The sequence below is a fragment of the Bacillus sp. R86525 genome (assembly GCF_042466195.1).
Classification (GTDB): domain Bacteria; phylum Bacillota; class Bacilli; order Bacillales; family Bacillaceae_G; genus Bacillus_A; species Bacillus_A nitratireducens.
Map to the genome: position 1 here is coordinate 3,596,141 of NZ_JAXHPX010000007.1, position 24,628 is coordinate 3,620,768.

General features: G+C 36.4%; 21 protein-coding genes, 2 pseudogenes and 2 other annotated features (1 of these 25 only partly in view). Of the genes and pseudogenes, 6 read left to right on the forward strand and 17 right to left on the reverse strand.

What is annotated here, in order from left to right; genetic code table 11:
- Positions 1-54 precede the first annotated feature (54 nt).
- Positions 55-1,680 carry a peptide ABC transporter substrate-binding protein gene (locus SJY24_RS21175; protein ID WP_377866079.1) on the reverse strand — a complete coding sequence of 542 codons (1,626 nt, stop codon included), beginning with the start codon at positions 1,678-1,680 and terminating at the stop codon, positions 55-57.
- Positions 1,681-2,314: 634 nt separating this feature from the next.
- Here SJY24_RS21175 and SJY24_RS21180 point away from each other — a divergent pair.
- A pseudogene (locus SJY24_RS21180) lies at positions 2,315-3,690 on the forward strand (alpha/beta hydrolase).
- 208 nt (positions 3,691-3,898) lie between these two features.
- Here the strand turns inward: SJY24_RS21180 and SJY24_RS21185 are convergent.
- The 5 genes from SJY24_RS21185 to SJY24_RS21205 form a co-directional block, all read right to left on the reverse strand.
- On the reverse strand, positions 3,899-5,224 hold the full coding sequence (locus SJY24_RS21185) for a bifunctional S-methyl-5'-thioadenosine deaminase/S-adenosylhomocysteine deaminase (protein ID WP_377866080.1): 1,326 nt from the start codon (positions 5,222-5,224) through the stop codon (positions 3,899-3,901).
- Positions 5,225-5,277: 53 nt separating this feature from the next.
- Entirely contained in the window at positions 5,278-5,637 is a 360-nt protein-coding gene (locus SJY24_RS21190) for a YunG family protein (RefSeq protein WP_377866081.1), read from the reverse strand.
- 27 nt (positions 5,638-5,664) lie between these two features.
- Positions 5,665-6,108, reverse strand: coding sequence for a GNAT family N-acetyltransferase (locus tag SJY24_RS21195; protein ID WP_377866082.1), 444 nt, complete (start codon positions 6,106-6,108; stop codon positions 5,665-5,667).
- Positions 6,109-6,338: 230 nt separating this feature from the next.
- Complete coding sequence (scpC, locus tag SJY24_RS21200; protein WP_377866083.1) at positions 6,339-7,853, reverse strand: succinyl-CoA:acetate CoA-transferase ScpC; 1,515 nt, start codon at positions 7,851-7,853, stop codon at positions 6,339-6,341.
- A gap of 127 nt (positions 7,854-7,980) precedes the next feature.
- Complete coding sequence (locus SJY24_RS21205) at positions 7,981-8,625, reverse strand: LytTR family DNA-binding domain-containing protein (RefSeq protein WP_000389700.1); 645 nt, start codon at positions 8,623-8,625, stop codon at positions 7,981-7,983.
- A 346-nt stretch (positions 8,626-8,971) separates the two neighbouring features.
- Here SJY24_RS21205 and SJY24_RS21210 point away from each other — a divergent pair, with 346 nt between their 5' ends.
- On the forward strand, positions 8,972-9,679 hold the full coding sequence (locus SJY24_RS21210) for a serine hydrolase domain-containing protein (RefSeq protein WP_483861727.1): 708 nt from the start codon (positions 8,972-8,974) through the stop codon (positions 9,677-9,679).
- Between the two features lie 28 nt (positions 9,680-9,707).
- Positions 9,708-9,959: pseudogene (locus SJY24_RS32095) on the forward strand (serine hydrolase domain-containing protein); the annotation flags it as partial.
- A 53-nt stretch (positions 9,960-10,012) separates the two neighbouring features.
- Here SJY24_RS32095 and SJY24_RS21215 read toward each other — a convergent pair.
- Positions 10,013-10,618, reverse strand: a complete 606-nt coding sequence (locus SJY24_RS21215; protein WP_377866084.1) for a pentapeptide repeat-containing protein — start codon at positions 10,616-10,618, stop codon at positions 10,013-10,015.
- Between the two features lie 55 nt (positions 10,619-10,673).
- Complete coding sequence (locus SJY24_RS21220; protein WP_377866085.1) at positions 10,674-11,597, reverse strand: alpha/beta hydrolase; 924 nt, start codon at positions 11,595-11,597, stop codon at positions 10,674-10,676.
- A gap of 205 nt (positions 11,598-11,802) precedes the next feature.
- On the opposite strand from SJY24_RS21220, the gene SJY24_RS21225 reads away from it, so the two are divergent.
- Positions 11,803-12,564 carry a DODA-type extradiol aromatic ring-opening family dioxygenase gene (locus SJY24_RS21225; protein ID WP_377866086.1) on the forward strand — a complete coding sequence of 254 codons (762 nt, stop codon included), beginning with the start codon at positions 11,803-11,805 and terminating at the stop codon, positions 12,562-12,564.
- 54 nt (positions 12,565-12,618) lie between these two features.
- On the opposite strand, the gene SJY24_RS21230 is transcribed toward SJY24_RS21225, so the two are convergent.
- The 3 genes from SJY24_RS21230 to SJY24_RS21240 form a co-directional block, all read right to left on the reverse strand.
- Positions 12,619-13,833, reverse strand: a complete 1,215-nt coding sequence (locus tag SJY24_RS21230) for a multidrug efflux MFS transporter (protein ID WP_377866087.1) — start codon at positions 13,831-13,833, stop codon at positions 12,619-12,621.
- A 167-nt stretch (positions 13,834-14,000) separates the two neighbouring features.
- On the reverse strand, positions 14,001-14,852 hold the full coding sequence (locus SJY24_RS21235; protein ID WP_377866088.1) for a GNAT family N-acetyltransferase: 852 nt from the start codon (positions 14,850-14,852) through the stop codon (positions 14,001-14,003).
- 18 nt (positions 14,853-14,870) lie between these two features.
- On the reverse strand, positions 14,871-15,587 hold the full coding sequence (locus tag SJY24_RS21240; protein ID WP_377866089.1) for a DUF554 domain-containing protein: 717 nt from the start codon (positions 15,585-15,587) through the stop codon (positions 14,871-14,873).
- Between the two features lie 211 nt (positions 15,588-15,798).
- Between SJY24_RS21240 and SJY24_RS21245 the strand changes: the two genes are divergently transcribed.
- Together SJY24_RS21245 and SJY24_RS21250 are read left to right on the forward strand one after the other, a co-directional pair.
- The gene (locus tag SJY24_RS21245) at positions 15,799-16,902 is read left to right on the forward strand and encodes a CapA family protein (RefSeq protein ID WP_377866090.1); all 1,104 of its coding nucleotides are present in this window, start codon (positions 15,799-15,801) and stop codon (positions 16,900-16,902) included.
- Positions 16,903-16,954: 52 nt separating this feature from the next.
- Positions 16,955-17,182 (forward strand): hypothetical protein, encoded by a 228-nt coding sequence (locus tag SJY24_RS21250; RefSeq protein ID WP_377866091.1) that lies wholly within the window; start codon positions 16,955-16,957, stop codon positions 17,180-17,182.
- Between the two features lie 87 nt (positions 17,183-17,269).
- Here SJY24_RS21250 and ilvA read toward each other — a convergent pair whose 3' ends face one another.
- Genes ilvA through ilvE form a run of 6 tightly spaced genes read right to left on the reverse strand, consistent with a single transcriptional unit; the run spans position 17,270 to position 24,170 of the window.
- Entirely contained in the window at positions 17,270-18,532 is a 1,263-nt protein-coding gene (gene ilvA / locus SJY24_RS21255; protein WP_377866092.1) for a threonine ammonia-lyase IlvA, read from the reverse strand.
- Between the two features lie 31 nt (positions 18,533-18,563).
- On the reverse strand, positions 18,564-20,237 hold the full coding sequence (gene ilvD / locus SJY24_RS21260; protein ID WP_377866093.1) for a dihydroxy-acid dehydratase: 1,674 nt from the start codon (positions 20,235-20,237) through the stop codon (positions 18,564-18,566).
- 46 nt (positions 20,238-20,283) lie between these two features.
- Complete coding sequence (ilvC, locus tag SJY24_RS21265; RefSeq protein WP_377866094.1) at positions 20,284-21,291, reverse strand: ketol-acid reductoisomerase; 1,008 nt, start codon at positions 21,289-21,291, stop codon at positions 20,284-20,286.
- Between the two features lie 14 nt (positions 21,292-21,305).
- Positions 21,306-21,536 (reverse strand): ACT domain-containing protein, encoded by a 231-nt coding sequence (locus SJY24_RS21270; RefSeq protein WP_044440462.1) that lies wholly within the window; start codon positions 21,534-21,536, stop codon positions 21,306-21,308.
- Positions 21,533-23,248, reverse strand: coding sequence for an acetolactate synthase large subunit (gene ilvB, locus SJY24_RS21275; RefSeq protein ID WP_377866095.1), 1,716 nt, complete (start codon positions 23,246-23,248; stop codon positions 21,533-21,535). The genes SJY24_RS21270 and ilvB overlap by 4 nt, the downstream gene beginning before the upstream one ends.
- Positions 23,249-23,270: 22 nt before the next feature.
- Positions 23,271-24,170 carry a branched-chain-amino-acid transaminase gene (gene ilvE / locus SJY24_RS21280; protein ID WP_000528152.1) on the reverse strand — a complete coding sequence of 300 codons (900 nt, stop codon included), beginning with the start codon at positions 24,168-24,170 and terminating at the stop codon, positions 23,271-23,273.
- A gap of 150 nt (positions 24,171-24,320) precedes the next feature.
- Positions 24,321-24,559, reverse strand: a binding site (T-box leader).
- A 67-nt stretch (positions 24,560-24,626) separates the two neighbouring features.
- Positions 24,627-24,628 (reverse strand) — a binding site (T-box leader); it runs 244 nt beyond the window's last position.

Sequence of the window (24,628 nt, forward strand, 5' to 3'; positions counted from 1 at the left end):
TAGAATATATGCGAAAAAACCTTACTTTTAAAAAGTAAGGTTTTTTCGCATATATTAATTTGTGATATGAGCATTCTTATAAGTATAAACACCACCAAATTGATGCTTCTTAATTCCTTTTACGTAATCCTTTTGTATGTAAGCTGAGCCCATTTGATAAAGCGGTGCGACCGCGGCATCCTCTAATAAAATACGCTCGGCCTCTTGCAATGCTTCCCATCTTTTCTTCTGATCTAGTACTAGATTGCTTTTCGCTTTCTTTATTAATTCATCGTAGTGACGGTTAGAATAATTCATTTTGTTATTCGGATTCCCCGTCGTAAAGAGCTCTAAATAACTAATTGGGTCTTTATAATCAGGTCCCCAATTTGCCATAGATATATCGTAATCTCCCATTTGTTCTAACTGTAACTTTTGCTTAAATGGCTGTTGTTTAATTTGTATCGTGAGTCCTTGCAAATTCTTTTCTAAGTCACCTTTTATATATTCTGCCATACGTTTTGCATTATCTTGTTCATATGTTAAAAATTCGAGGTTTACTTGCTCTACTCCCAGTTCTTTTTTCGCTTCTTCCCAAATCTTTTTCGCATTTTGCAAATCATATGGAGAAAGATCTCCGTTTTCTTTTCTAAAATCTTTACCAGTCTCCTCATTTATATGACCAACCGGTACAAGTCCGCTTGCAGACTTTGCCCCGTTATTAATAAAGTGAGAAACGAAATCTTCTTTATTTAAAGCGAATGAGATAGACTGACGCACTTTCTTATTTGCTAACGCATTATTTTTTTCATTAAAACGTAGCATAGCAATTCCTGGATCGCTCGACATATGTAATTCCTTACTTCCTTTATACTTGTCTACAAATTGAGAATTAATAGGCACTCGATCCAAATCACCAGCTTCGTATAAATTAACAACCGTCATTGTATCCTTTACAATTTGGAAGTTTATTTCGTCTAACTTCACTTTCTTTTCATCCCAATATGTAACATTCTTCTTTAATTGAAACTCTTGTTCATGCTTCCATTTCTCTAATACAAATGGGCCGTTATATATGAGATTACTAGGTTCCAATGCATAATTCTTTCCTTGTTCTTTCAAAAATGATTCATGCTGCGGTAAATAAATAGGTAGTGCTAACAACTGTAAAAAATAAGGAATTGGCTGTTCTAATTCCACTTCTAACTTATAATCATTTATAACTTTAACCCCAAGTTCATCAAGAGGCATTGTTCCCTTATTTATCTCTTTCGCATTTTTCACGTAAAAGAGCATATACGCATATTGAGACGCTGTTTCAGGGCTAATTGCACGTTTCCACGCAAACATAAAATCATTTGCTGTTACACTGTCTCCATTTGACCATTTTGCATCTTTACGCAAATCAAATGTATATTTTTTACCATCTTCACTTCTTTTAAACGATTTTGCTACTGCTGGAATAGGCTGATCTTGATCATCTAATACATACAACCCTTCAAATATGTTTTGCATAACGTGCGCTGATGTACCATCCATCGTTTTCGCAGTATCAAGAGAAGGTATTTCTTCTGATACCGTTACATTTAATACTTGTTTTTTTGCCTCTGTGTCACTTTTATTCGCTTTATTATTACAAGCTGTTAATAATAAAGTTGTAACAAGTGCCATTACCATTAAATGGCTCTTTTTTCGCTTCATGAATTGTTCTCCTTAAGTATAAAATATTATAAAGCGTTATATATTATAGCAGAAATATGAACAGAAAGATGCGACATTCTTTTGAATATTTATTCGTTCAAGAAAAAAAGCTATCCTTTTAAAAAAGGATAGCTTCTCCTTAATAAAATCAAAATTTATTGTCGCCTCAATTGTATGAAGGAAATGTTCTTTCGGAACTAACTCTTCTACAGAAACAGATACACGTTCGCCACAATGATTTTTAAAGCACCATCCTAAGAAATCTCTCCTTATTCTCTTTTTATCAGTGTTGACACATAAAAAGAAGTTCAGATAGAAAGTTGTATTTTACAAATCTTATACACTTAAGGATTTTGTAAGGATCAAGTAAGAAAAACGAGAGCTTTGTTTCGTATAGTCAAAATATAAAGTGAAGGAAGAGAGATTACGATAAAACTAGAATGGCTGATTTTAGATAAACCTATCAATGGTTTAGACGACTCTTCTTTTCCATACTAATCATCATGTCTTTTTTTAGAGTAATAATATCAGTAGGTCCAAGTTCGGGAGATTACTTGCAGATATTTTGAAGTTTTTGCACCAGAACTTTAATTACCATACCTGTTTTTTACCATCACATATTGGAGGTTAAAACATGAATAAAAAAAAGAAAATACAAAAATCAGTACTTTCCTTTAGCCTACTCTTTTCTTTAGGCGTTTCATCTTTCCCGCTTACAACAGCTATTCACGCAGATACACGTGAGGAACAATCTGCAGAAAAGAAACTAGTCTCTTTAACGGAGCGTACATCATTATTTTTTGAATATCTCCAGCAAGGTAAGTATGCAGAGGCACTCCAGTTGACGTCTGCTGCTTTTCAATCCAAGTTTACAGCAAACACATTACAAAATTGGTGGACACAAAGTGGGATAAAAATCATGGGAACACCTGTAATAAAAGAACGAAACTTGGTCCATCAGACGGTGGAAATCCCAGGAGCTATTGAAGGAACTACCATACCGCTACTCATTAAATTCACACCTGGCGGGAAAGTAGATGAAGTTGGGGAAAGCAGCCCCAGGAATCTTACATTCCGCATCCTAGCTATGACCAACCTGCTTCCTATCAAGAACGTGAAATCGTCATTGGAAATTCTACTTATCCGTTACCAGCCACATTAACAGTTCCGAAACATAAGCCTGGTGAAAAGGTACCCGTAGTTGTTCTTGTTCATGGTGCTGGCATCCATGATCGCGATGCTACCTATTTGGGAACAAAAATCTTACGAGACCTTGCGGTGGGCCTTTCATCCAACGGAATTGCAGTGTTGCGCTATGAAAAACGTACCTTAGAACATGCATTAAAGATGAGTGCAGAACCTGTTACGTTAGATCGTGATACTACAGATGATGCCATATATGCAGCAAAGTCAGCAGCGCAGCAGGAAGGCATTGATCCAAATAATATTTTCATTCTCGGACATAGCCAAGGAGCTGGCACAATGCCGCGTATACTGAGCAAAGCGCCTTCCTCACTTGTTCGAGGAAGTATCTTACTCGCACCACCTGCACGCCCTTTGACTGACACTGCCATTGATGTGAGTCAATACCTTGGGGCACCAAAGGAAGTAATCGATGAACTAAAAAGACAGTTCGCTTTTATCCTGGATCCTACTTTCAATCCTGACCATCCACCAGCTGACTACAATTTTCCGTTTCCGTCTCCTCACTTTATGTATGATGTTACTAGGTGGCGTCCAGTTGAGGAGGCAAAATCACGAAAAGAGCCTTTACTGATTCTGCAAGGGGCACGCGATTATCAAGTAACAGTAAAAGATGAATATACAAAATGGCAGGAGGGACTTTCAAACCGCGGGAATGTTCAGTTCAAAGAATACCCGAAATTGAATCATTTCTTCACGGAGGGTGACGGGGAATTGAGTCTTCCAAGTGAGTACGAAATCCCTGCAAATGTTCCCGAGTACGTCATCCAGGACATTATTACATGGGTCAATGAGACAAAAAAATAAGAAAACATTGAAAGCCTTCATGCAATCATCATTGCGTGAAGGCTTTTTTGAAACTAGTGATTTTAACTAAATCATTCTCTTCTATTTTATTAATCAACACTAATAAGAAACCTCTCCTTTCCCTCTTTTTATCAGTGCTGGCACATAAAAGAAGGTTCAGGCACAAAAATGAGCTGTGGAGAAGACTTTCTCCACAGCCTGAAAATACCTATCTTTGTAAACCTCGTTTATAACGACTTGCTTCAAATATAATACGCTCTTCATCTAACGTTTTACATTCGCCATTCCAAACGACACGCTTTCCGTTAATAATTACATCGCTAATATCTTTTCCACTAGCAGCATATACAAGATGCGATAATACTTCGTCTGCTGGTTGTAAATGCGGCTTATTAGATGGGTCAATCGTAATAAAATCGGCACACTTTCCAACCTCAAGTGATCCTGTTTGTTTCATACCGATTACTTCAGCAGCTCCTTTAGTCGCAAGTGTAAGAGCTGTTTCAACTGGTAACGCTGTTGCATCTTGGTGAATACCTTTTTGCAGTAAAGTCGCTATACGCATTTCTTCAAACATATCTAAATTGTTATTAGATGCCACACTATCTGTTGCAATTCCTACTTTCATTCCTGCTTCTAGCATCGCTTTTACATTCGCTATACCAGATCCTAGTTTTAAATTACTATTCGGGTTATGTGCCACTCGAACATCATGTTCTGCTAAATATGCACGCTCATTTTCATTTAACACTACACCGTGCGCAATAACTGTTGGGCGTTTAAACAATCCGCAACTTGCTGCATATTCTACTGGACGTTTTCCGTACTGTGCTTCAATATCACGTACTTCACGCTCTGTTTCCGAAAGGTGAATATGAACCATCGTTTGATTTTCTACTGCAATACGTGCGCATTCTTCTAACAGTTCTGTGGAACATGTATATGGACTATGCGGTGCAACCATCGTAGTTAACATACCACTTTCGTTATAGTAACGCTTCACATATTTCTCAGCTTCTTCAATTGCTTTCTTTTCATCATCTTTCATTCCGAAGCTAAATAAAGTTCTTGAAACAGCAGCTCGCATCCCACTCCTTGATACCGTTTCCATAATTGCATCTTGATCTACTCCAATTGGATTAAACATGTCAGAGAATGATGTTGTACCACTTTTCACCATTTCAAGTAATCCTAATTCCGTACTAGCGACCGCAAGTTCTGGTGTAAACTGACTTTCAAGTGGCCAAATTCTCGTCTCAAGCCACGGCTGTAATAACATATCATCGCCAATACCTCTTAAGAGACTCATTACAACGTGTGTATGTGTATTTACAAGCCCTGGTAAAACCCACTTCCCTTTCATGTCAATTACTTCATCTACTTCAAAATCATTAGCGAATTCTCCGCTATTCACATCTATAATTTGATCATTTTCTACAATGATATATCCATTTTCTATTACTTCGTTTTGTTCATTCATCGTTACGATTGTAGCGTTTACATAAGTTGTTTTCAAAAGTATTTCCCCTTTCAACTCTATGAAGTTCCCTTTAATAAGTTACCACCATTATAGTAACTTATTAAAGATTAAGAGTCAAAAGATAATTTGAATTCTTTCATTATCTTTTCCTTCAAAATGCTATATTGTGTTTTATTTGTATCTGCAAGTGCTTCTTCTCGATTAGATTTCACGCCCATATAATTCACTTCTTCATTAAATTGTGCCTCTGTAAAATCAAACACCTTTCCATCTATAAGGTTATAAAAGTGCCACTCCTCTCCAAATTTTGTCTTTTTGATTTTCCCTCCGCATATATCTTGAACGACTAAAGCCGTTACACCACACTGTCCCTTTGCTGGATTTTCAAGAGTCCACTTTGAACTTGTTTCAATCGACCACGATTTTATTAACATGTCATATATTTGTTTTTTCTTCACATTATCCACTCTCATCTTCCCCTGACATTAATAGTTTTACACATCATATTTCAAAAGAGGCAGTAAACGATCCTTGAAAACCGTTGATGGTGTCTCTCCGATTAACTTTGCTCCCATCTTCAAATAAAACTCTTTTGCATTCGGGTCACTGTCAATCGTAAAACTTTTTATTCCTAGTTCATTTGCTTGCTCTATTACAAACTCCCAAAGTATTTTCCCGTACCCTTTCCCTTTGTAACTATGATGCATGTATAGAAAATCGAGAGCATTATCGTCACGTAAAAATGAGAAAAATCCAATCTTCGTATTATCATTTTCCAAAACATATACAAAATTACTTTTTATGTACTCTTCCGTAATTGTTAAATCTTCCTTACAAGCAAGTATGAATTCTTCACTATAGTTCCACGTTGCTTTTGAATATAGTGCAAGTTCACTTAATTCATTCGCTTCACTTAATAACGCTTTCCTTAACTTCATGATTCTTTCTCCTCACATTCGATATGTATACTATTAAAATGATTCGAAAAATAATTTGAAAAGCCTTTTATTTTCATAGATTAGAGATTATTTTTATAAATCTTTATTATAGATAACAATTTTTCAAAAGAAAAAGAACGCCATTCCTGAAAATTGGCGTTCTTTCTCTTTTAACCTTTATGGCATATTATATTAAGAATCATTTGTTTTACTACTTCTATAATACACACCTATACAGTTTCTACTACCGCTTCAAGCATTGTTCCATTTTTAGCATAATTAATATGCCAAGAAAAAGCTTTTTCTAAAACATGAGGAGTTTGTCCACCTCTTGTTTGTGCTTCTTCGTAATAAGCTCTTAGCTGGTCACGATACATTGGATGTACGCAATTCTCAATAATTAGTTCCACTCTTTCTCTTGGCGCTAATCCTCTTAGGTCAGCATAGCCTTGTTCAGTGACGATAACATCTACATCGTGTTCCGTATGGTCTACATGAGAAACGAAAGGAACGATACTTGAAATGTTACCACCTTTTGCAATCGATTTAGTAACAAATATAGCTAGACGTGCATTTCTCGCAAAATCACCAGAACCACCAATACCATTCATCATCTTTGTACCTAAAACGTGAGTAGAGTTAACATTTCCGTATATATCTAATTCTAAAGCGGTATTAATCGAGATCAATCCAAGGCGGCGAATGATTTCAGGGTGATTAGAAATCTCTTGCGGGCGCATCATTAATTTGTCACGATATTTTTCAAAGTTAGAAAATACTTGTTGCATTTTCTCTTCAGAAAGCGTGATCGAGCAGCAGGAAGCAAAATTAACTTTCCCAGCGTCCATTAGATCAAAGACCGCATCTTGTAAAACTTCAGAATACACTTCTAAATCTTCAAACTCCGAATCTAGCATGCCGTGCAATACTGCATTAGCAACTGAACCAATTCCCGATTGTAACGGTGCTAAACTCTTTGTTAATCGGCCTACTTTAACTTCTTCTCGAAGGAACTCTATTAAATGTTGTGCCATAATGACAGTTTCTTCATCTGGAGGAACAATTGTCGATGGTGAATCCAGTTGATTCGTAAACACAATCCCCTTCACTTTTTCTGCATCAATCGGGATACCGATCGTTCCAATTCGATCATCCGTTTTTGTAAGCGGAATCGGAAGTCTTTCCCCTTGTTTACCTGGTTCATATAAATCATGCAGCCCCTCTAGTTGCGTAGATTGAGCCATATTCATTTCAATAATAATGGACTTAGCATTTAAGGAAAATGCTAAGGAATTTCCAATTGAAGTGGTTGGAATAATCATGCCGTCTTCAGTAATCGCAACCGCTTCCAAAATAGCGACATCTATATCCATAACGTCAGCACGGAGTAGCTCTGCTGTATGAGATAAGTGCTGATCCACAAATAAAAAGTCTCCGTTATTAATTCCTTTTCGCATAGTCGCATCGGCTTGGAAAGGCAATCTTTTCCCTAAAATTCCTGCCTCAGCAAATAATTTATCTACATCCGAACCTAAGGAAGCCCCTGTATAAACATTTACTTTAAAAGATTTATCATTCTTCACTCGGTTCACCAGCGCAAACGGGACTGCTTTTACATCCCCAGCACGTGTAAATCCACTTAATCCTAAAGTCATTCCACTTTTAATCCATGAAGCTGCTTCTTCAGGTGTAGCTACCCGATCTTTTAAACGTTGATCCCTGATTCTATCCAAATTATTCTCCATATGTAATCCCTCTCTTAATGAATATTCATAATTATTTTACACATTAACACTATGAAAATAGGGATTTTAGTATACAATGCCGAAAATTCAGATAAAACAGCAAATCTAGGTTCTAAAGCAGAATAATTTAGAATCCTAGAAGCTTACGAAAATAACTGGCGTATGATTGACTAACTGGTACTCTCTCTCCGTTATCCATAGAAAGTAAAAAAGTAGAATGCGTATCAGGATAAATCGCTTTAATATGATTAACATTTACAATAAATGAACGGTGACACCTAATAAATGAATCTTTCGGAAGCAAATATTCGAATTCTTGTAGAGAGTACTTATGTGTTCCTGTTAACTCTTCTGAATTCACATACGTCTTTTTATCTTTAGCCTCTAAATACATCACCTTTGAAAAAGGAACCGGAACCCATCCGTCTGTTGTTTTTAAAGTAACGACTGACTTACCATCCGTTAAAGCTGGATAAATTGCCGTCACGCAACCTTCAATCTTTCCATTATTTGAAAATGGTACGGCCATTCCATGATAAGGAATACCGAAAACATCCCGGTTAATAAATTCAGAGGCTTTTTGCTTCGTTACCATTGCTTTATGAGCGATCGTTCCTTCTTTAATAGGATCCCCAGCACTAATCTTTAAATCAATTCGTTTGCTTGGTCGATAGTAAATATATTCTTTCGTATTTGAAACGGCGATTGATATTTCATCTGAAAATAATTCCCCAACAACATCTAGTAGTATACCTAATGTTTTATCTTCCATATTATTAACACCTCATTTACTATTATACTACTATTATGAACGGGCAGCTGTTGCTTTTACATGTAGTGCAAGTTCACTTAATTCACTAGCTTCAATTACTATCAATTTTCTTACTTCCATAATTGTTTCTCTCCACCTTCAAAATATGAACTACTAAAGTATTGCCACAAGCAATAAAAAAAACCTTTATTTTATATAACTTTAAATCAACTTGCTTCTTATATTACTTGCATTATAAAATAGAAAAGTATTCTAAAAAACATTTCATTTAGGGGGGGAATTGCCTATGCCGTTGGATTCCATTTCAGGTAACGAATATTCCAACATTTAAAGGAGTGCCTGAAATTTGTTAAACTCATATATCAATTCATTCTTATATAAAAATGCCGAAAAATTTAACGGAACAATTTTAATAGTCCATAAAGAAGAGACTCTTTATAAGCAGTCATTTGGAAAAGCTAATTATAATTGGGACATACCTAATACATCTACAACAAAGTTTCGTATTGGATCAATAACTAAAATCTTCACAGCAGTTTCAATTTTAATGCTGGTGGAAGAGGAAAAATTACAGCTACATGATACTTTAGATCGATTCATTCCCGATTTTCCAAAAGGAAATCAAATTACGATCAAGCATTTATTAAATCATACTGCTGGAGTCGGTAATATTACTGCTCAACATGACTTTTTATTACAATCTTTACAGCCTCGAACACCGGATGAATTAATACAATGGATTATTGCGTGTCCCTTTGAATCTAGTCCTGGTGAAAAATTCAATTATTCGAATTCAGGTTATATTATATTAGGAAAAATTATTGAAGTTATAAGTGGAATTTCTTATGAGGAATTTCTTAAAAAGAGGATTTTCTACCCACTCTCTATAATAAACACGGGCGTTGATTTGAATCATATGATTCAAAAACATAAAGCAGCTGGATATGAGTTACATCCAAACAATGGCCTACAGAACGCATCATTTATTCATATGTCTAATTCATATTCAGCTGGTGGATTAGGGATTAGTTTCTACAGCCGAAGATTTATATAGATTTGATAAGGCGCTAAAAGAAAATCGCTTATTATCAAGTAGGATGACATCTCGCATGCTTACTGCAGAATCTTACGGATATGGTTACGGTTGGAATATTGCTATGACTGAAAGAAATAATAAACTTATATTCCATCACGGCGGAATTAACGGCTTTACGTCCTCCTATTTACGATTAATTGACAAAGAGGCTACAATCATCATTTTAAGCAATGTATCTACACTATTAACATCGACTCTTGCTAATGAGATATCCTCTTATATAGAAAGTAATTTTTAAAACTATTATTATCTGTAAAACCGTTCAGCAATTTGAACGGTTTTACAAACAATTTAGTTCACCTTAGCTCCATAACATCTTGCTACTGCAACTGCCTGTGCTATATCTAATTTTACATTTTTTAAATCAAAACTTGTAAAATCAATTCTATCAACTATCGACCCTTTTAAATTTGCACCGCTAAGTTTCGCCTTACCTAATTGTGCGCCGGTTAAATCCGCTTCACGTAAATCTGCTTTTTCTAAATTACATTCATATAAGTCAGCTTCCATTAAACGTATACCCTTTAACATTTGTTTACTTAAGTTCGCGAACCTTAAATTTGTATATGACCAATCACCCGATATTATTGTTATTCCGTCTAAATTCGCTTCTTCAAAATCGGAGCCCGTCATTTTACATTCTTCAAACTTAGAGACGAATAAATTCGCACCAACAAACTTACAATTTGCAAATGTAGTTCCTTGATGGATAGAAGCATTAAAAAGAGAACCAGTAAAATCACATTCTATAAAATTACAGTTTTTAGTAACAACTTCTGATGCGTCTACCCCTCTAAAACGGCATTTTATGAAGGTACAATTTTTTAATTCCTCTTCTTTAATCAATTCATATTGAAAATCTATTTCTATATATTCTTTATTTACAAATCCACTCATAACCTTTCCTCCATTTCCTCAAAGAAACCTCACTTCAAAAAAGTGAGGTTTCTTCTCATACAATATGTCTATCTAACCAAGAAATCAAATCTTTAAACACTTCATCTCTATTCACTTCATGGAACATTTCATGTCTACCATTTTCATATAAACGTAGTGTCACGTCTTTCACACCACATTTTTTATAGTTTTCATAAACTTCTGTTACACCTTTTCCCATATCTCCAACAGGATCACGATCACCAGAGAATATATGTATTGGAAGATTTTTTGGCGTCCTCTTGTATTCTTCTAGTTTATTTACTTCTAATACACCAGAAAATAATTCTCGATAAAAACTCGTCGTACAAATGAATCCACATAACGGATCCGCAATATATTTATCAACTTGATTATTATCTGAAGATAACCAATCAAATTTTGTACGATTTGGTTTAAAGTGTGAATTGAAGTTTCCGAAAGATAAAAAGTTTAGCATCGGACTTTTCGTTTTTTCCCCGCGTAATTTCATCTCAATTGTCGCTACTTTATGACCGATACTTCCTAAAAGCCCTGGATTTCCACCAGTTCCTGAAATAAGGAATCCATCATATAATTCACCTTTAATTTGTACAGCACGTCTTGATAAAAAAGAACCCATACTATGTCCAAGTAAAATTAACGGGCATGTCTGCTCTTTTCTTATCGTTCCTGATACAAAAACAACATCAGACACAGCCTCATTCCAACCTACATTTGGTTTAAAATGACCATACTCTTCTTCTCTTTTCACTGTTTTCCCATGCCCTTTATGATCATGTGCATAAACACCATACCCTGCTTCTAATAAAGCATCAATAAATTCTGTATAAACACCTGCATGTTCTGTCATACCATGTGCAATTTGAATAATCCCTCGCGGATCTCCTTCTGGTAACCACTTACGCAAATAAATTTCCGATCCATCCAATGCCGTAACGAAACTTTCCTGTACGTTCATTTCGTCAGCCCCCAAATCTATTATGTATCTCAAAAAATGAATATCTATTCATTATTCTTATTATGTATTATATGCAATTGCTTCTATTATGACAAATGCATTCATTCATTGTTTATCTTTCAAACTATTCTCTTGACGGACTTTAAATAAAATTATATAGTTACTTACATAAAGTAACTATATAATTTTTTAGGAGGTTTCTACTATGATGCCATCACTATTTTTAGCACACGGTTCACCAATGCTCGCTATTCAAGATACAGACTATACACTCTTTTTAAAGACACTTGGAGAAACATATAAACCGAAAGCTATTGTTATTTTTACCGCTCACTGGGAAAGTGAAGTATTAACGATTTCCTCTTCAGATGAAGAATATGAAACAATTTATGATTTTGGAGGTTTTCCTCCTGAATTATACGAAATCAAATATCGTGCGAAAGGCTCTTCTAGCACTGCGTCTATGCTAGCAACAAAATTTAAAAACAAAGGCATTCCAGTCCATCATAATATGACGAGAGGGTTAGATCATGGTTCATGGACGCTCCTGCATCGTATGTATCCAGAAGCAAATATTCCTGTCATACAAATATCAGTAAATCCATTCCTTCCTGCAGAAAAACAATTTGAAATTGGAGAAGCACTAAAAGAAATCGGACAAGAAGATATTTTAGTAATCGGCAGCGGAGTTACTGTTCATAATTTACGAGCATTGAAATGGAATCAAACTACACCTGAAAAATGGGCAATTGAATTTGATGATTGGATTATTAAACATATGCAGACCAATGATAAAGATGCATTGTTTAATTGGGAGAAAAATGCGCCTCATTCACAATTGGCTGTTCCACGAGCAGAGCATTTTGTACCTTTATTTATCGCAATGGGTAGTGGTGAACAGACAGGGAAAGTCATTCACCGTAGCTACGAGCTTGGTACATTAAGTTATCTTTGCCTTCAGTTTTAATAAAAAAGGATGAAGCAACTATCGCTTCATCCTTTTTACTGTTCATTCACCTAATTAACTAACTTCCAAATGTTGTTTCTCTGATACCTCTGCATTCTTACTATGAAAATAAACCCAAATACATGCAATAAATAATAATGATGAAGTAGAGAAGAAAACATATTGGAAGCCTGCGTGAGCTGCAATTTGCCCACCAAGTACTGGACCAATCATATTTCCTAAAAACTGAAACGATTGATTATATCCAAATATTCGTCCCGTTACATGGGTTGGCGTATGTTGTTTTAGTAGAGTTTGTACGGAAGGTAATAGTCCTGCTTGTGCAATACCTAATAAAAAGCGAAGAATTAATAGTTGCCAAGCTGAGGTTACAAATGCTTGCGGAATAAAAATAATTCCGGCAGCAAACAACGCTACAACTAACGTTTTTTGAGGTCCAATATGATCTGATAATCTTCCTAGCTTAGGAGCTGCTAAAATTACTGCTAATCCTGTTGCAGACATGACTGCACCTGCAAGCATTTCAATATGATCTGTTCCTGGTTCTGCCAAATGCTTTACGTACAACGTAATAATAGGTTGAATCGACATATTTGCAAGCTGAATAATAAACGTTGCTACAAATAAACTTATTATTAAATGTTTTGCAGGGACCATCGTCCATACTTTTTTCGGCTGTGCCTTTTTTGCTTTAGCAGAATGTTTCTCCTCATGTAAGAAGAAAAAAACGATAAGAAAGGAAAGGAATAAGAAAGCTCCTGTAACTAGAAAAACATGGCGCATTCCGATTAATTCTGACAAATAACCTCCGAGTATCGGCCCAAGTAATGAACCGCTCACGCCTCCTGTTGAGATTGTAGAAATCGCCCAACCTGAATGTTCTTGCGGAGTTTCTGCAGCAATAAATGTCATCGCTGTAGAAAGAAAACCTGATACCGCTCCCATTAAAAACCGAAGTGCGACTAGTTGATACACGTCCGTCACAAACCCCATAAGCGTCATAATTATCGCCATACCAAGGCTCGCTCGTATAAGCATCAATTTCCGTCCATGTATATCACCAAGCTTTCCCCATATCGGTGATACAATCGCACCCATTAAAAATGTTACACCAAATGCAAGTCCCGACCACTGTGCAATACTAGAATTGCCGGTCACCCCTAATTCCTCAATATAAAAAGATAAAAAAGGAATTACTAAACTCATACCGGCTGCAGTGGTAAAACAACCTAGCCAACAAATCATTAAATTTCGTTTCCAGCTGGCCATTTTCACACCTTCTTTCATTCGATACCCATTCTACACCGTTTTCTAAAAAAAGGTTAGTAATTTGCTTTATTTGTAAGATTTACTACAAAACCCGCTATTCTCTAGTAAAAATCACTACATCCCTACATTATTTTCATAAAAAAACCAACTCCCATATATGGAGTTGGTTACTTATTCTCTAACGGTATTAAACGCGCATCACAATTTCGCTCATAAAACTCAATCGGACCCGCTTGTCCAATAATTGCGTATTCATATCCTTCTTGCTTCATACTATGTAAACAACGATGTAACAACTCCTTACCTACACCTTTCACGCGATTTTGTTTCGCTGTGCCCATTGGACCAAACAATCCCTTCTTTCCTCTCACCACATCATAACAAGCGAAACCTACTATCACTTCTTCTTGTTCTGCTATATAAATAGGTAAATTATCTTTATATGTACGAAATCCATACTCTATTGAATGTAACCAACGTTCACCAAATTCCGCCTCAACAAAACTTGCTAATTTTTCGAAATCAGAATAGCTAGCCCTTCTTACATTACAAGATAATGTATTATAAAGTGGATTAAAGACTTTTAAATCAACCGCTAAATCTCTTGGCTCAGCTATAATACGTAAAATATCTTTGTGTATTTGCAGATTTTCAATAAACGTTTCTACACGAAAAAGTGCATATATAACATGCCCTTCATTAATGAATACTTGCTGAAAACGTTCCATACGTTTCTTCGCTATTTGTAAAATTTCCAGCACTTTATAAGATACCTTATATTGTCCTATTTTTTTATACTCTTGATACGGTGAATCGTATTGTTTTCGTATTGAAAGTTTTTCTAAAAAATCCGTACCCAAGTTACGAAACAAATACATATACAACTCGCTACAAACTCCAGTGCCTTCTTTACTCATTCCGATAAACAGATGAGTTGGTTGAATAATATTATTTTCCGCCCCTTCTGCTGCAATCTTCAATATGTTATGAACACGTTTTGTAAATTTATACTCCTCCATATGTATCTCCATCCCCTATTACTTTACTAGTAATCCGTACCCATAAATAAGTGAAACGATTATTCCAACTACCAATATACCCGGCAATAAATTTGCCACCTTAATTTTAATAATACCAAGTAAGTTCAATCCAATAGCAGCTATCATAATACCACCTGTAGCTGTCATTTCCACTATAAATTGATTCATTAATTCTTTCGGGACCAAACTATTAATTTGTGTTGCAAAAACTGCAATACCTCCCTCATATAAAATCACTGGAATCGCTGAAAATACTACGCCAATTCCTAGAGTTGTCGTTAATATAATAGAAATGAATCCATCGATAATCGCCTTTGTAAATAAAATATCATGATTTCCGCGAATCCCACTGTCCAATGCACCAAGTATGCCCATCGCACCAATTGCAAAAATAAGCGTAGCTGTTACAAATCCTTCTGATATGCTCCCTCTCCCTTTCGATCCAACTTTATTTTCTAGCCAATCCCCCAAAAGTTTTAACTTTTCTTCTAGTTGTAGCCATTCCCCGATTACCGTACCAATAACTAAACTTAGTATGACAACAAGAAAATTTTCACTTTTTAATGCCATTTGAAGTCCAAGTACAGTAACCGCTAAACCGATTGCATGCATAATTGTTCCCTTCATACTTTCTGGAATCGCACTAAATAATTTACCAAGTAAAGTACCAAATATAATACAAATTCCATTTACAACTGCTCCTAATATAACCATTTCTCATTCTTCACCCTTCGAATTCTTTATTTCTATATTTTGGTTTATTCATTGATTTACAGGTTATCTATATGTTAACTTAATATTGAGAATATTAACAAATGTTTTTCACTACATACCCGCTATTTTTTGTAACTATACATAGACCAATTACCTTTAGTAGATTCATTGTTAATCTAATTGCGGGATAAACTCAAAAGGGAAGGTATAAATGAAAACTTTACTAAAACGATTTCTGTTAATAGCCTTTTTCATTACACCAATTGTTTTATTAATCAACTATTCTTTTATCTCAAAAGCAAAAGACAAACCTGATATGCAAAACAAATCTAGTAAAACAGCTTCAAAAAGCGAAAAGAAAATAGAAGAGCCTGAAATCACACTCACCTTCTCCGGTGATACAATGTTCGATTGGCAATTACGTCCCGTAATCGAAAAAAATGGGGCTGATTATCCATTCCAACATGTAAAAGAAGAAATAACAAAAGCTGATATTTCTTTTGTCAATTTAGAGTCAGCATTTACAACGAGAGAAAAAAAAGTACCCGGGCAACAATTTTGGATTAAAAGTGATCCATCCACACTACAAGCCATTAAAAACACTGGATATGACATCGTGAACATCGGCAATAACCATACGCTTGATTATGGACAAGAGGGACTACTAGACACCATTTCTCACGTCGAAAAGTTAAAACTACCTTACACTGGAGCCGGAAGAAATACTGAAGATGCTTATACCGCTCGTGAACTAACTGTAAAAGGAAAAAAGTTTAAATTTCTTTCCTTCGTACGCTTTATGCCTAACTTTAATTGGGTAGCTGGTGACAATAAACCTGGCGTTGCAAACGGATATGATCTAGATTTGGTAACAAAAACGATTCAAGAACAAAAGAAAGATGCTGATTATGTAATCGTTTATATGCATTGGGGCGTTGAAAAATCAAATCGTCCAATAGAATACCAAAAACAATATGTACCTAAAATGGTTGAAGCAGGAGCTAACGCTATTGTCGGCAGTCATCCCCATTGGTTACAAGGGTTTGAGTATTATAATAAAGTTCCTATCGCTTACTCATTAGGAAACTTTTTATTCCCAAGTTATGTGAATGGAAAAAGCGCCGAAACTGGCGTATTAACTTTAACCTTTAAAGGAAATGATGTCCAAATGTCATTTAACCCGTACATCATTCGCAACAACCAAGTTTCTCCTGTAAATGAAGAAGAAAAGAAAAAAGCACTACAATATTTACAAGCAGTTTCAACTGATGTAGAAATTGATGATACAGGGAAAATAATAAACAAACGCAACTAAACAGCACGAGTGCCATTTCTCTGTAACATACATTACAGGGTAGGTGATGAACATGCTGAAAGACTTATTAGAAAATGTAGGTTTGTTAGAAAATATTTATAAAATGTCTATAGCGATCCTACTTTTATGTTCAGTTTTTTCTGTTAGACTTCTAAAAAAAATAAAGCGCGAGAGAAATCTTACTCCCTTTGAATTTACAATGTACGTAATCATTCGTATTGCGATACTCTTTTGGTTAACTAGCTTTATCCTTCTTGAATATGGAGCGTATTTAGTATAACTATAAAAAGATAGAACAAGCACTATTTCCTCTGCTTGTATCTATCTTTTTTCATTTCAAATACAATCATATGTTTACTTTTTTCTACTAAATAAGTAAATCAAACAAAACAGGATTTTTATTAAGCTCCACAAATTGAATATTATTTTCTTTAAAACGACTAATTAATTGCTCGTAATCTTCTTTATGTTTTAATTCTACACCGACTAGCGCTGGACCATTTTCTTTATTATGTTTCTTAATGTACTCAAATCGTGTAATATCATCTTCTGGGCCTAATCCCTTATCAAGAAACTCTCTTAGTGCTCCTGAACGCTGCGGAAATTCAATGATGAAGTAATGCTTTAATCCTTCATAAATGAGGGAACGTTCTTTCATTTCTTGCATTCGATCAATATCATTGTTTCCACCACTTAGCGTACATACAACTGTTTTCCCTTTTATTTCATCTCTGTAAAGATCAAGCGCCGCAATAGAAAGCGCTCCAGCGGGTTCAGCTACAATTGCATTTTTCTTATACAGTTCTAAAATCGTCGTACAAACCTTTCCCTCTGGTACTAAAACAATATCATCAATTACATCTTTACAAGTTTCAAATGTTAACTTCCCTACCTTTTTAACCGCTGCCCCATCAACAAAACTATCTATTTTCTCCAATGCCACATTTTCATTTTGAAGAAAAGCCTCTTTCATAGATGCAGCCCCCATCGGTTCTACACCAATGACCTTTGTAGCAGGACTAACACCTTTCACATATGTACCAACACCTGATGCTAACCCACCACCGCCGATTGCTGTAAAGATATAATCAACTGGTTTCTCCATATCATGCATAATTTCAACCGCGACTGTTCCTTGACCAGCAACAACATACGGGTCATCGAACGGATGAACGAATGTCATCTTATTTTCATCACAATAGCGCTGTGCTTCTTGGAAAGAGCTATCAAATGTATCACCAACTAATACAATCTTTGCGAAATCACCACCGAAAAATTGGACTTGTGATACTTTTTGCTTAGGTGTCGTTGTGGGCATAAAAATATTTGACGGAATCTTCAATAAATTACACGTATAAGCTACCCCTTGCGCATGATTACCAGCACTTGCACAAACAACACCATTTTGTAATTGTTCTTTCGGTAAACTTTGAATCAAATTATACGCACCACGAATTTTGAAAGATCGAATCAATTGTAAGTCTTCTCGTTTCACATAAACGTCACAATCATATTTCTCAGATAAAACTGTATCTAGTTGTAACGGCGTTTTAATAACGATATCTTTCATGCAATTATGAGCCATTAAGATATCTTCAATTTTCACTCTCTCCTTTACTTTCTGCACCATTTCATATCATCCTTATCTCTTTTAAATTGGCTCAATCAAAATTCGGGATTTTTAGAACTGCACCTGTATTCGCCGATGTTACCATTTGTGCATAACGCCCAAGCCATCCAGTTTTCACTTTCGGTTCTGGCCGTTTCCATTCTTTTTTACGCTGATCTAATTCTTCATCACTAACTCTTACTTCTAACAATCTCTCCTCAACATCGATACAAACGATATCCCCTTGTTTAAGAAGTGCAATTGTTCCGCCCGCAGCTGCTTCTGGTGAAATATGTCCTACTGAAATACCACGTGAAGCTCCAGAGAAACGTCCATCCGTTAATAGCGCAACATCTGCACCTAATCCCATACCAGCAATCGCTGATGTTGGTGCTAACATTTCCGGCATACCAGGGCCGCCTCTTGGTCCTTCATAACGAATAACAACTACATCCCCTTTCTTAACCTTCCCAAGCATAATGCCCGCAAGCGCCTCATCTTGTGAATTAAAAATAACGCAAGGTCCTTCAAATCGTTTTACTTCGGTTGCTCCGCTTTTAATAACTGCCCCATCTTTCGCAAGGTTTCCTTTTAATATACGTAATCCCCCTTCTTCACTATGAGGGTTTTCGAGAGAATGAATAACTTCCCTATCTTTAATCTCTGCATGAGCAATGTTTTCTCTTAACGTCTGCCCAGTAGCAGTTATTCGATCTAGATGAAGTACCCCTTCTTTTCGGCTCATCTCTTTCAAAATTGCACTAATCCCGCCTGCTCGATCAATATCTTCCATATGCCAATTAGAAGCAGGGCTTACTTTACATAAATGCGGTACACGTCTTGAAACAGCATCAATACGGTTCATATCGTAATCTAATCCGGCCTCTTGTGCGAGCGCTAGCGTGTGTAATACTGTATTCGTAGATCCTCCCATCGCCATATCAAGTGCAAATGCATCATCAATTGCCTCTTCTGTAACAATATCACGTGGCTTAATATCTCTCTCAATTAAAATTTTTAATTTCTCTGCTGCTTGTTTAATTAACTCCTCACGTCTTGGATCAATTGCTAAAATACTACCGTTTCCTGGAAGAGCTAAACCTAACACTTCACATAAACAATTCATAGAATTCGCGGTAAACATACCCGAACAAGAGCCACAAGATGGACAGCCATGATCTTCGATATCCTTTAATTCTTCTTCTGAAATTTTCCCGGATTGATAAGCTCCTACCCCTTCAAAAACGGAACTTAAATCGACAACTTCTCCTTTAGATGTTTTTCCCGCAGCCATCGGGCCGCCTGAAACAAATACAGTTGGAATATTAATACGAAGAGCCGCCATCATCATACCAGGTGTAATTTTGTCACAGTTTGGAATACAAATCATGCCATCAAACCAATGTGCATTTACAACTGTTTCTACTGAATCTGCAATAATTTCACGACTCGGAAGCGAATAACGCATACCGATATGTCCCATCGCAATACCATCATCTACTCCAATTGTATTGAATTCGAATGGAACCATGCCTGCTGCACGAACGGCTTCTTTTACAAGTTTTCCAAACTCGTTCAAGTGCTTATGCCCTGGAATAATTTCAATAAAAGAATTACAAATCGCAATAAACGGTTTATCAAAATCCTCATCTTTCAAACCAGTTGCTTTTAATAAACTACGATGCGGAGCTTTATCAAAACCTTTTTTAATCATGTCACTTCTCATCTTGTCAAATCCCCTCTTACATATTTTTCACTTATACTCTCTTAATCTATTTCTTTACTAATTCTTTCGGTGCATGAATCCAGCTCATCATTTCACGAAGCTCTGCTCCTACTTTTTCTAGCTGATGGTTTTGTTCTGCTTTTTTCATCGCATTATACGTTGGACGCCCTGCTTGATTTTCTAAAATCCATTTCTTCGCAAATTCACCTTGCTGAATTTCTGCAAGAACACGTTTCATTTCCTTCTTCGTTTCATCTGTAACAATTCTTGATCCTGTTACATAATCTCCAAACTCTGCCGTATCTGAAATAGAATGACGCATATTCGTTAATCCGCCTTCGTACATTAAATCAACAATTAACTTTAATTCATGCAAACATTCAAAGTATGCAATTTCAGGACGATATCCACCTTCCGTTAACGTTTCAAAACCAGCTTTCACAAGTGCTGTTACTCCTCCGCAAAGTACTGCTTGCTCACCGAATAAGTCTGTCTCTGTTTCTTCTTGGAATGTCGTTTCAATTACACCTGCACGTGTACAACCTACACCTTTTGCATACGCTAGTGCTACACTTAATGCTGTTCCCGTTGCATCTTGATGCACTGCAACTAATGCTGGGACACCATTTCCTTCTTGGAAGACACGGCGAACGAGATGACCTGGACTTTTCGGCGCGACCATCGCTACATCTACGTAACTTGGCGGATTAATTTGCCCGAAGTGAATATTAAATCCATGTGAGAAAAGTAACATTTGTCCTTCACGAAGATTCTCTTCTACTTCTGTTTTATATACATACGCTTGCTGTTCATCCGGCAATAACATTTGTACAACTTGTGCGGTTCGAACCGCTTCTGAAACGGACATTACTTCAAATCCATCAGCTTTTGCTACTTCATATGACTTACCAGGGCGAACACCAACTACAACTTCCACACCAGAATCACGTAAATTTTGTGCTTGGGCATGACCTTGAGATCCATATCCGACTACCGCAACTGTTTTCCCTTTTAATAGCTCTAAATTTGCATCTTTCTCATAATAAGTTTTCATATTCCATACACTCCTTATAATTTATTTACTTGCAGTACATTGATTAATTTTTTCAACTGACTGACAAGTAACGTTGCTTCATTTTCAGTACAAACTGCTGTTAATTTCATTTCAGAAACACCACTTGTATCTCTTTCGTTTAAATTTAAAGAAGAAATATAATAACCACGCCGAGCAAAAATTCCGCTTATACGTAATAAGACGCTCGGATCGTTATGAATAACTAATGAAAAAGTATGACTCATTCTTCCCACCTCTTCATAATCATTTCGTTATTCCCTTTGTTTGGCGGAACCATCGGAAAGACGTTCTCACCTTCTTCTACACAAAAGTCAACTACGACAGGACCTTCATGAGAAAATGCTTCTAACATTACCTTTTTCGCCTCAAACGAATTTGTTGCTCTTAGCCCTTTTACACCATAAGCTTCTGCTACTTTCACAAAATCTGGTGACCCAATTCTCGATTCCGACAAACGGTTTTCATAAAACATTTCTTGCCATTGCCTTACCATTCCTAAAAATTTGTTGTTTATGATGAATACTTTGACAGGAATATTATTTTCAGCAATTGTTTGCAGCTCTTGAATGTTCATTTGGAAAGAAGCATCACCAGCAATACAGATGACAAGTTCTTCTTCTTTTGCAAGCTGAGCACCAATTGCTGCTGGAAAACCAAATCCCATCGTCCCTAATCCCCCTGATGTTAGAAAAGTCCGTGGTTTTCTCGCTTTATAAAAGTGAGCAGCCCACATTTGATGCTGTCCTACCTCTGTCGTGACAATCGCTTCACCATTCGTTAATTCACTTACTAAGTTGATAACATGCTGTGGTTTTAACTCAAATTCTTTTTGCTTATATGAAAGTGGATATTCTTCTTGCCATTTCTTCACTTTCTGAAGCCATTCATCCGTTTGTGTATAAATAGACATATGTAACAGCATATGTAGCGCCTTTTTCACATCACCAATAATCGGATGCTCTACAGTTACATTTTTATGGAACTCAGAAGGATCAATATCCATATGTACTTTTTTCGAATGCGGAGAAAAAAGTTCTAATTTTCCTGTTACACGATCATCGAAACGAACACCTAACGCCAGTAATAAGTCACATTCTGTTACTGCCATATTTGCAGCGTACGTTCCATGCATACCGAGCATTCCTAAAAACAACGGATCTCCCGGCGGATATGCACCCAGTCCCATTAAAGTTGAAACGACTGGAATACGATTCTCCCTCGCAAACTTGATGAGTTCTTCAGATCCGCCTGAATGAATGACACCTCCCCCGATATAAAGGAGTGGGCGTTTTGCTTTTGAAATTGATTTTGCTACCTCTCTCAGTTTCAAACTGTCTGGCAAAGGTTCTGGTTTATATCCTAGAATCTCCACTTCTTCATTAAAGAAACTTGTTACATTTGCATTTTGAACATCTTTTGGAATATCAATTAATACCGGTCCCGGTCGCCCGCTTTCGGCGATGTAAAAAGCTTCTTGCACAGTTCGTGATAAATAATTTACATCACGAATTTGGTAATTATGCTTCGTAACAGGTACTGTAATTCCGACGACATCCGCTTCTTGAAATCCGTCTTTACCAATTAAAGGCGTTGCAACTTGCCCTGTAATGACTACTAAAGGAATCGAATCCATATAAGCATCTGCTAAACCCGTAACTAAATTGGTCGCCCCTGGGCCAGAGGTAGCAAAGACTACCCCAACCTTTCCAGAAGCTCTCGCATATCCTTCTGCCGCATGAATGGCAGCTTGTTCATGACGAGTTAACACGTGCTTTAAACCACTTTCGTATAACGCATCGTATATTGGTAAAATCGCGCCGCCCGGATAACCGAAAACAGTCGTTACACCTAATTTCTTCAAACATTGAATAACATGTCCAGCACCTGTAGCTTCTTCACTCTGCAGTTCATCACATGCTGTATACTGTTCCTCCATTTTAATTAACTCCTCTCCCTATTTACGCTAAACTTTCCGCCAATCCTGGAACACGTACTCCTCTTTCTCTCGTTAATTTTTTAAATTCTTCGGTTAATCTTTTTGTTACATCTCCTGGTTTTCCATCTCCAATTTCTCTTGAATCTACTTTCACTACAGGAATTAGTTCCGCTGCAGTTCCTGTTAAAAACACTTCATCTGCTACATATACGTCATGGCGAGTAAACGGCCTTTCCTCACACGGAATATTAAGTCGCTCACATAACTCAATCACACTATTTCTCGTAATACCTTCTAGCGCCCCTAAGTACGAAGGAGGTGTTAACACTTTTCCATCTTTCACAATGAAAACATTATCTCCAGACCCTTCACAAACATATCCTTGTTGATTTAACATAAGGGCCTCTAGCACTCCTGCTTGTGCCGCTTCAATTTTTACAAGTACGTTATTTAAATAGTTCATTGACTTAATACGTGGATCTAATGCATCTGGCGTATTACGTCTCGATGCAACAGATACAACGCTTAGTCCATTATCATAAAATTCCTGTGGGAATAACTTTAATTGCTCTGCAATAATAATTACGCTCGGTTTCACACAACTTCTCGGATCGAGTCCTAAGTCACCTTTTCCTCTTGAAACAATTAATCGAATGTAGGCATCCGCGTATTCATTTTTTTGCAATGTTTGTAAAACTGCTTCTTCCATTTCGTCAACCGTCATTGGAATTGTAAGTAAAATAGATTTCGCCGATTCATATAATCGTTTCACATGTTCTTTTAAACAAAATACATTTCCTCCGTAACTACGAATCCCTTCAAATACACCGTCCCCGTATAAAAAGCCGTGATCATATACTGAAACAACTGCCTTTTCTTTTTCTACAAATTCCCCATTCATGTAAATGTACTGGTTTCCCATCTCACATCGCTCCTCTTTTTTCTCTCTATTTTTGCAACCTATTTCTATATCGATTGCTGAGATGAGTATTTTAACAGAATATTCAGTATACTAAACTTAAAAATATACTCGTCTCAACAATCGATTACTTACACACTTGTAGCAATCCATTGCTGAGACGAGAGACTCGTGGTACCACTCAGCTTCCTTACACTTCTCACGAAATATAAGCTCCGCAAGTCCAATTAGACTTTTGTTTTTCTATCGGAAACAACTCCGCTACTTTTTACTAACTTCAAAAGCAGTGCTCCGAGGTGATTTTCAATGATTCAATTGTTACCACCCTCACAGCCTTTGGGCGGCTCTCTGAAACAATCTTTATCATTTACTCTCCTCTTCCTCGCATTCTTTTATTCTATTTTTTAAAATAAAAACTCTCGCCTCAGCAATCAACTACTACAAATTAGTAGCTTTGATTG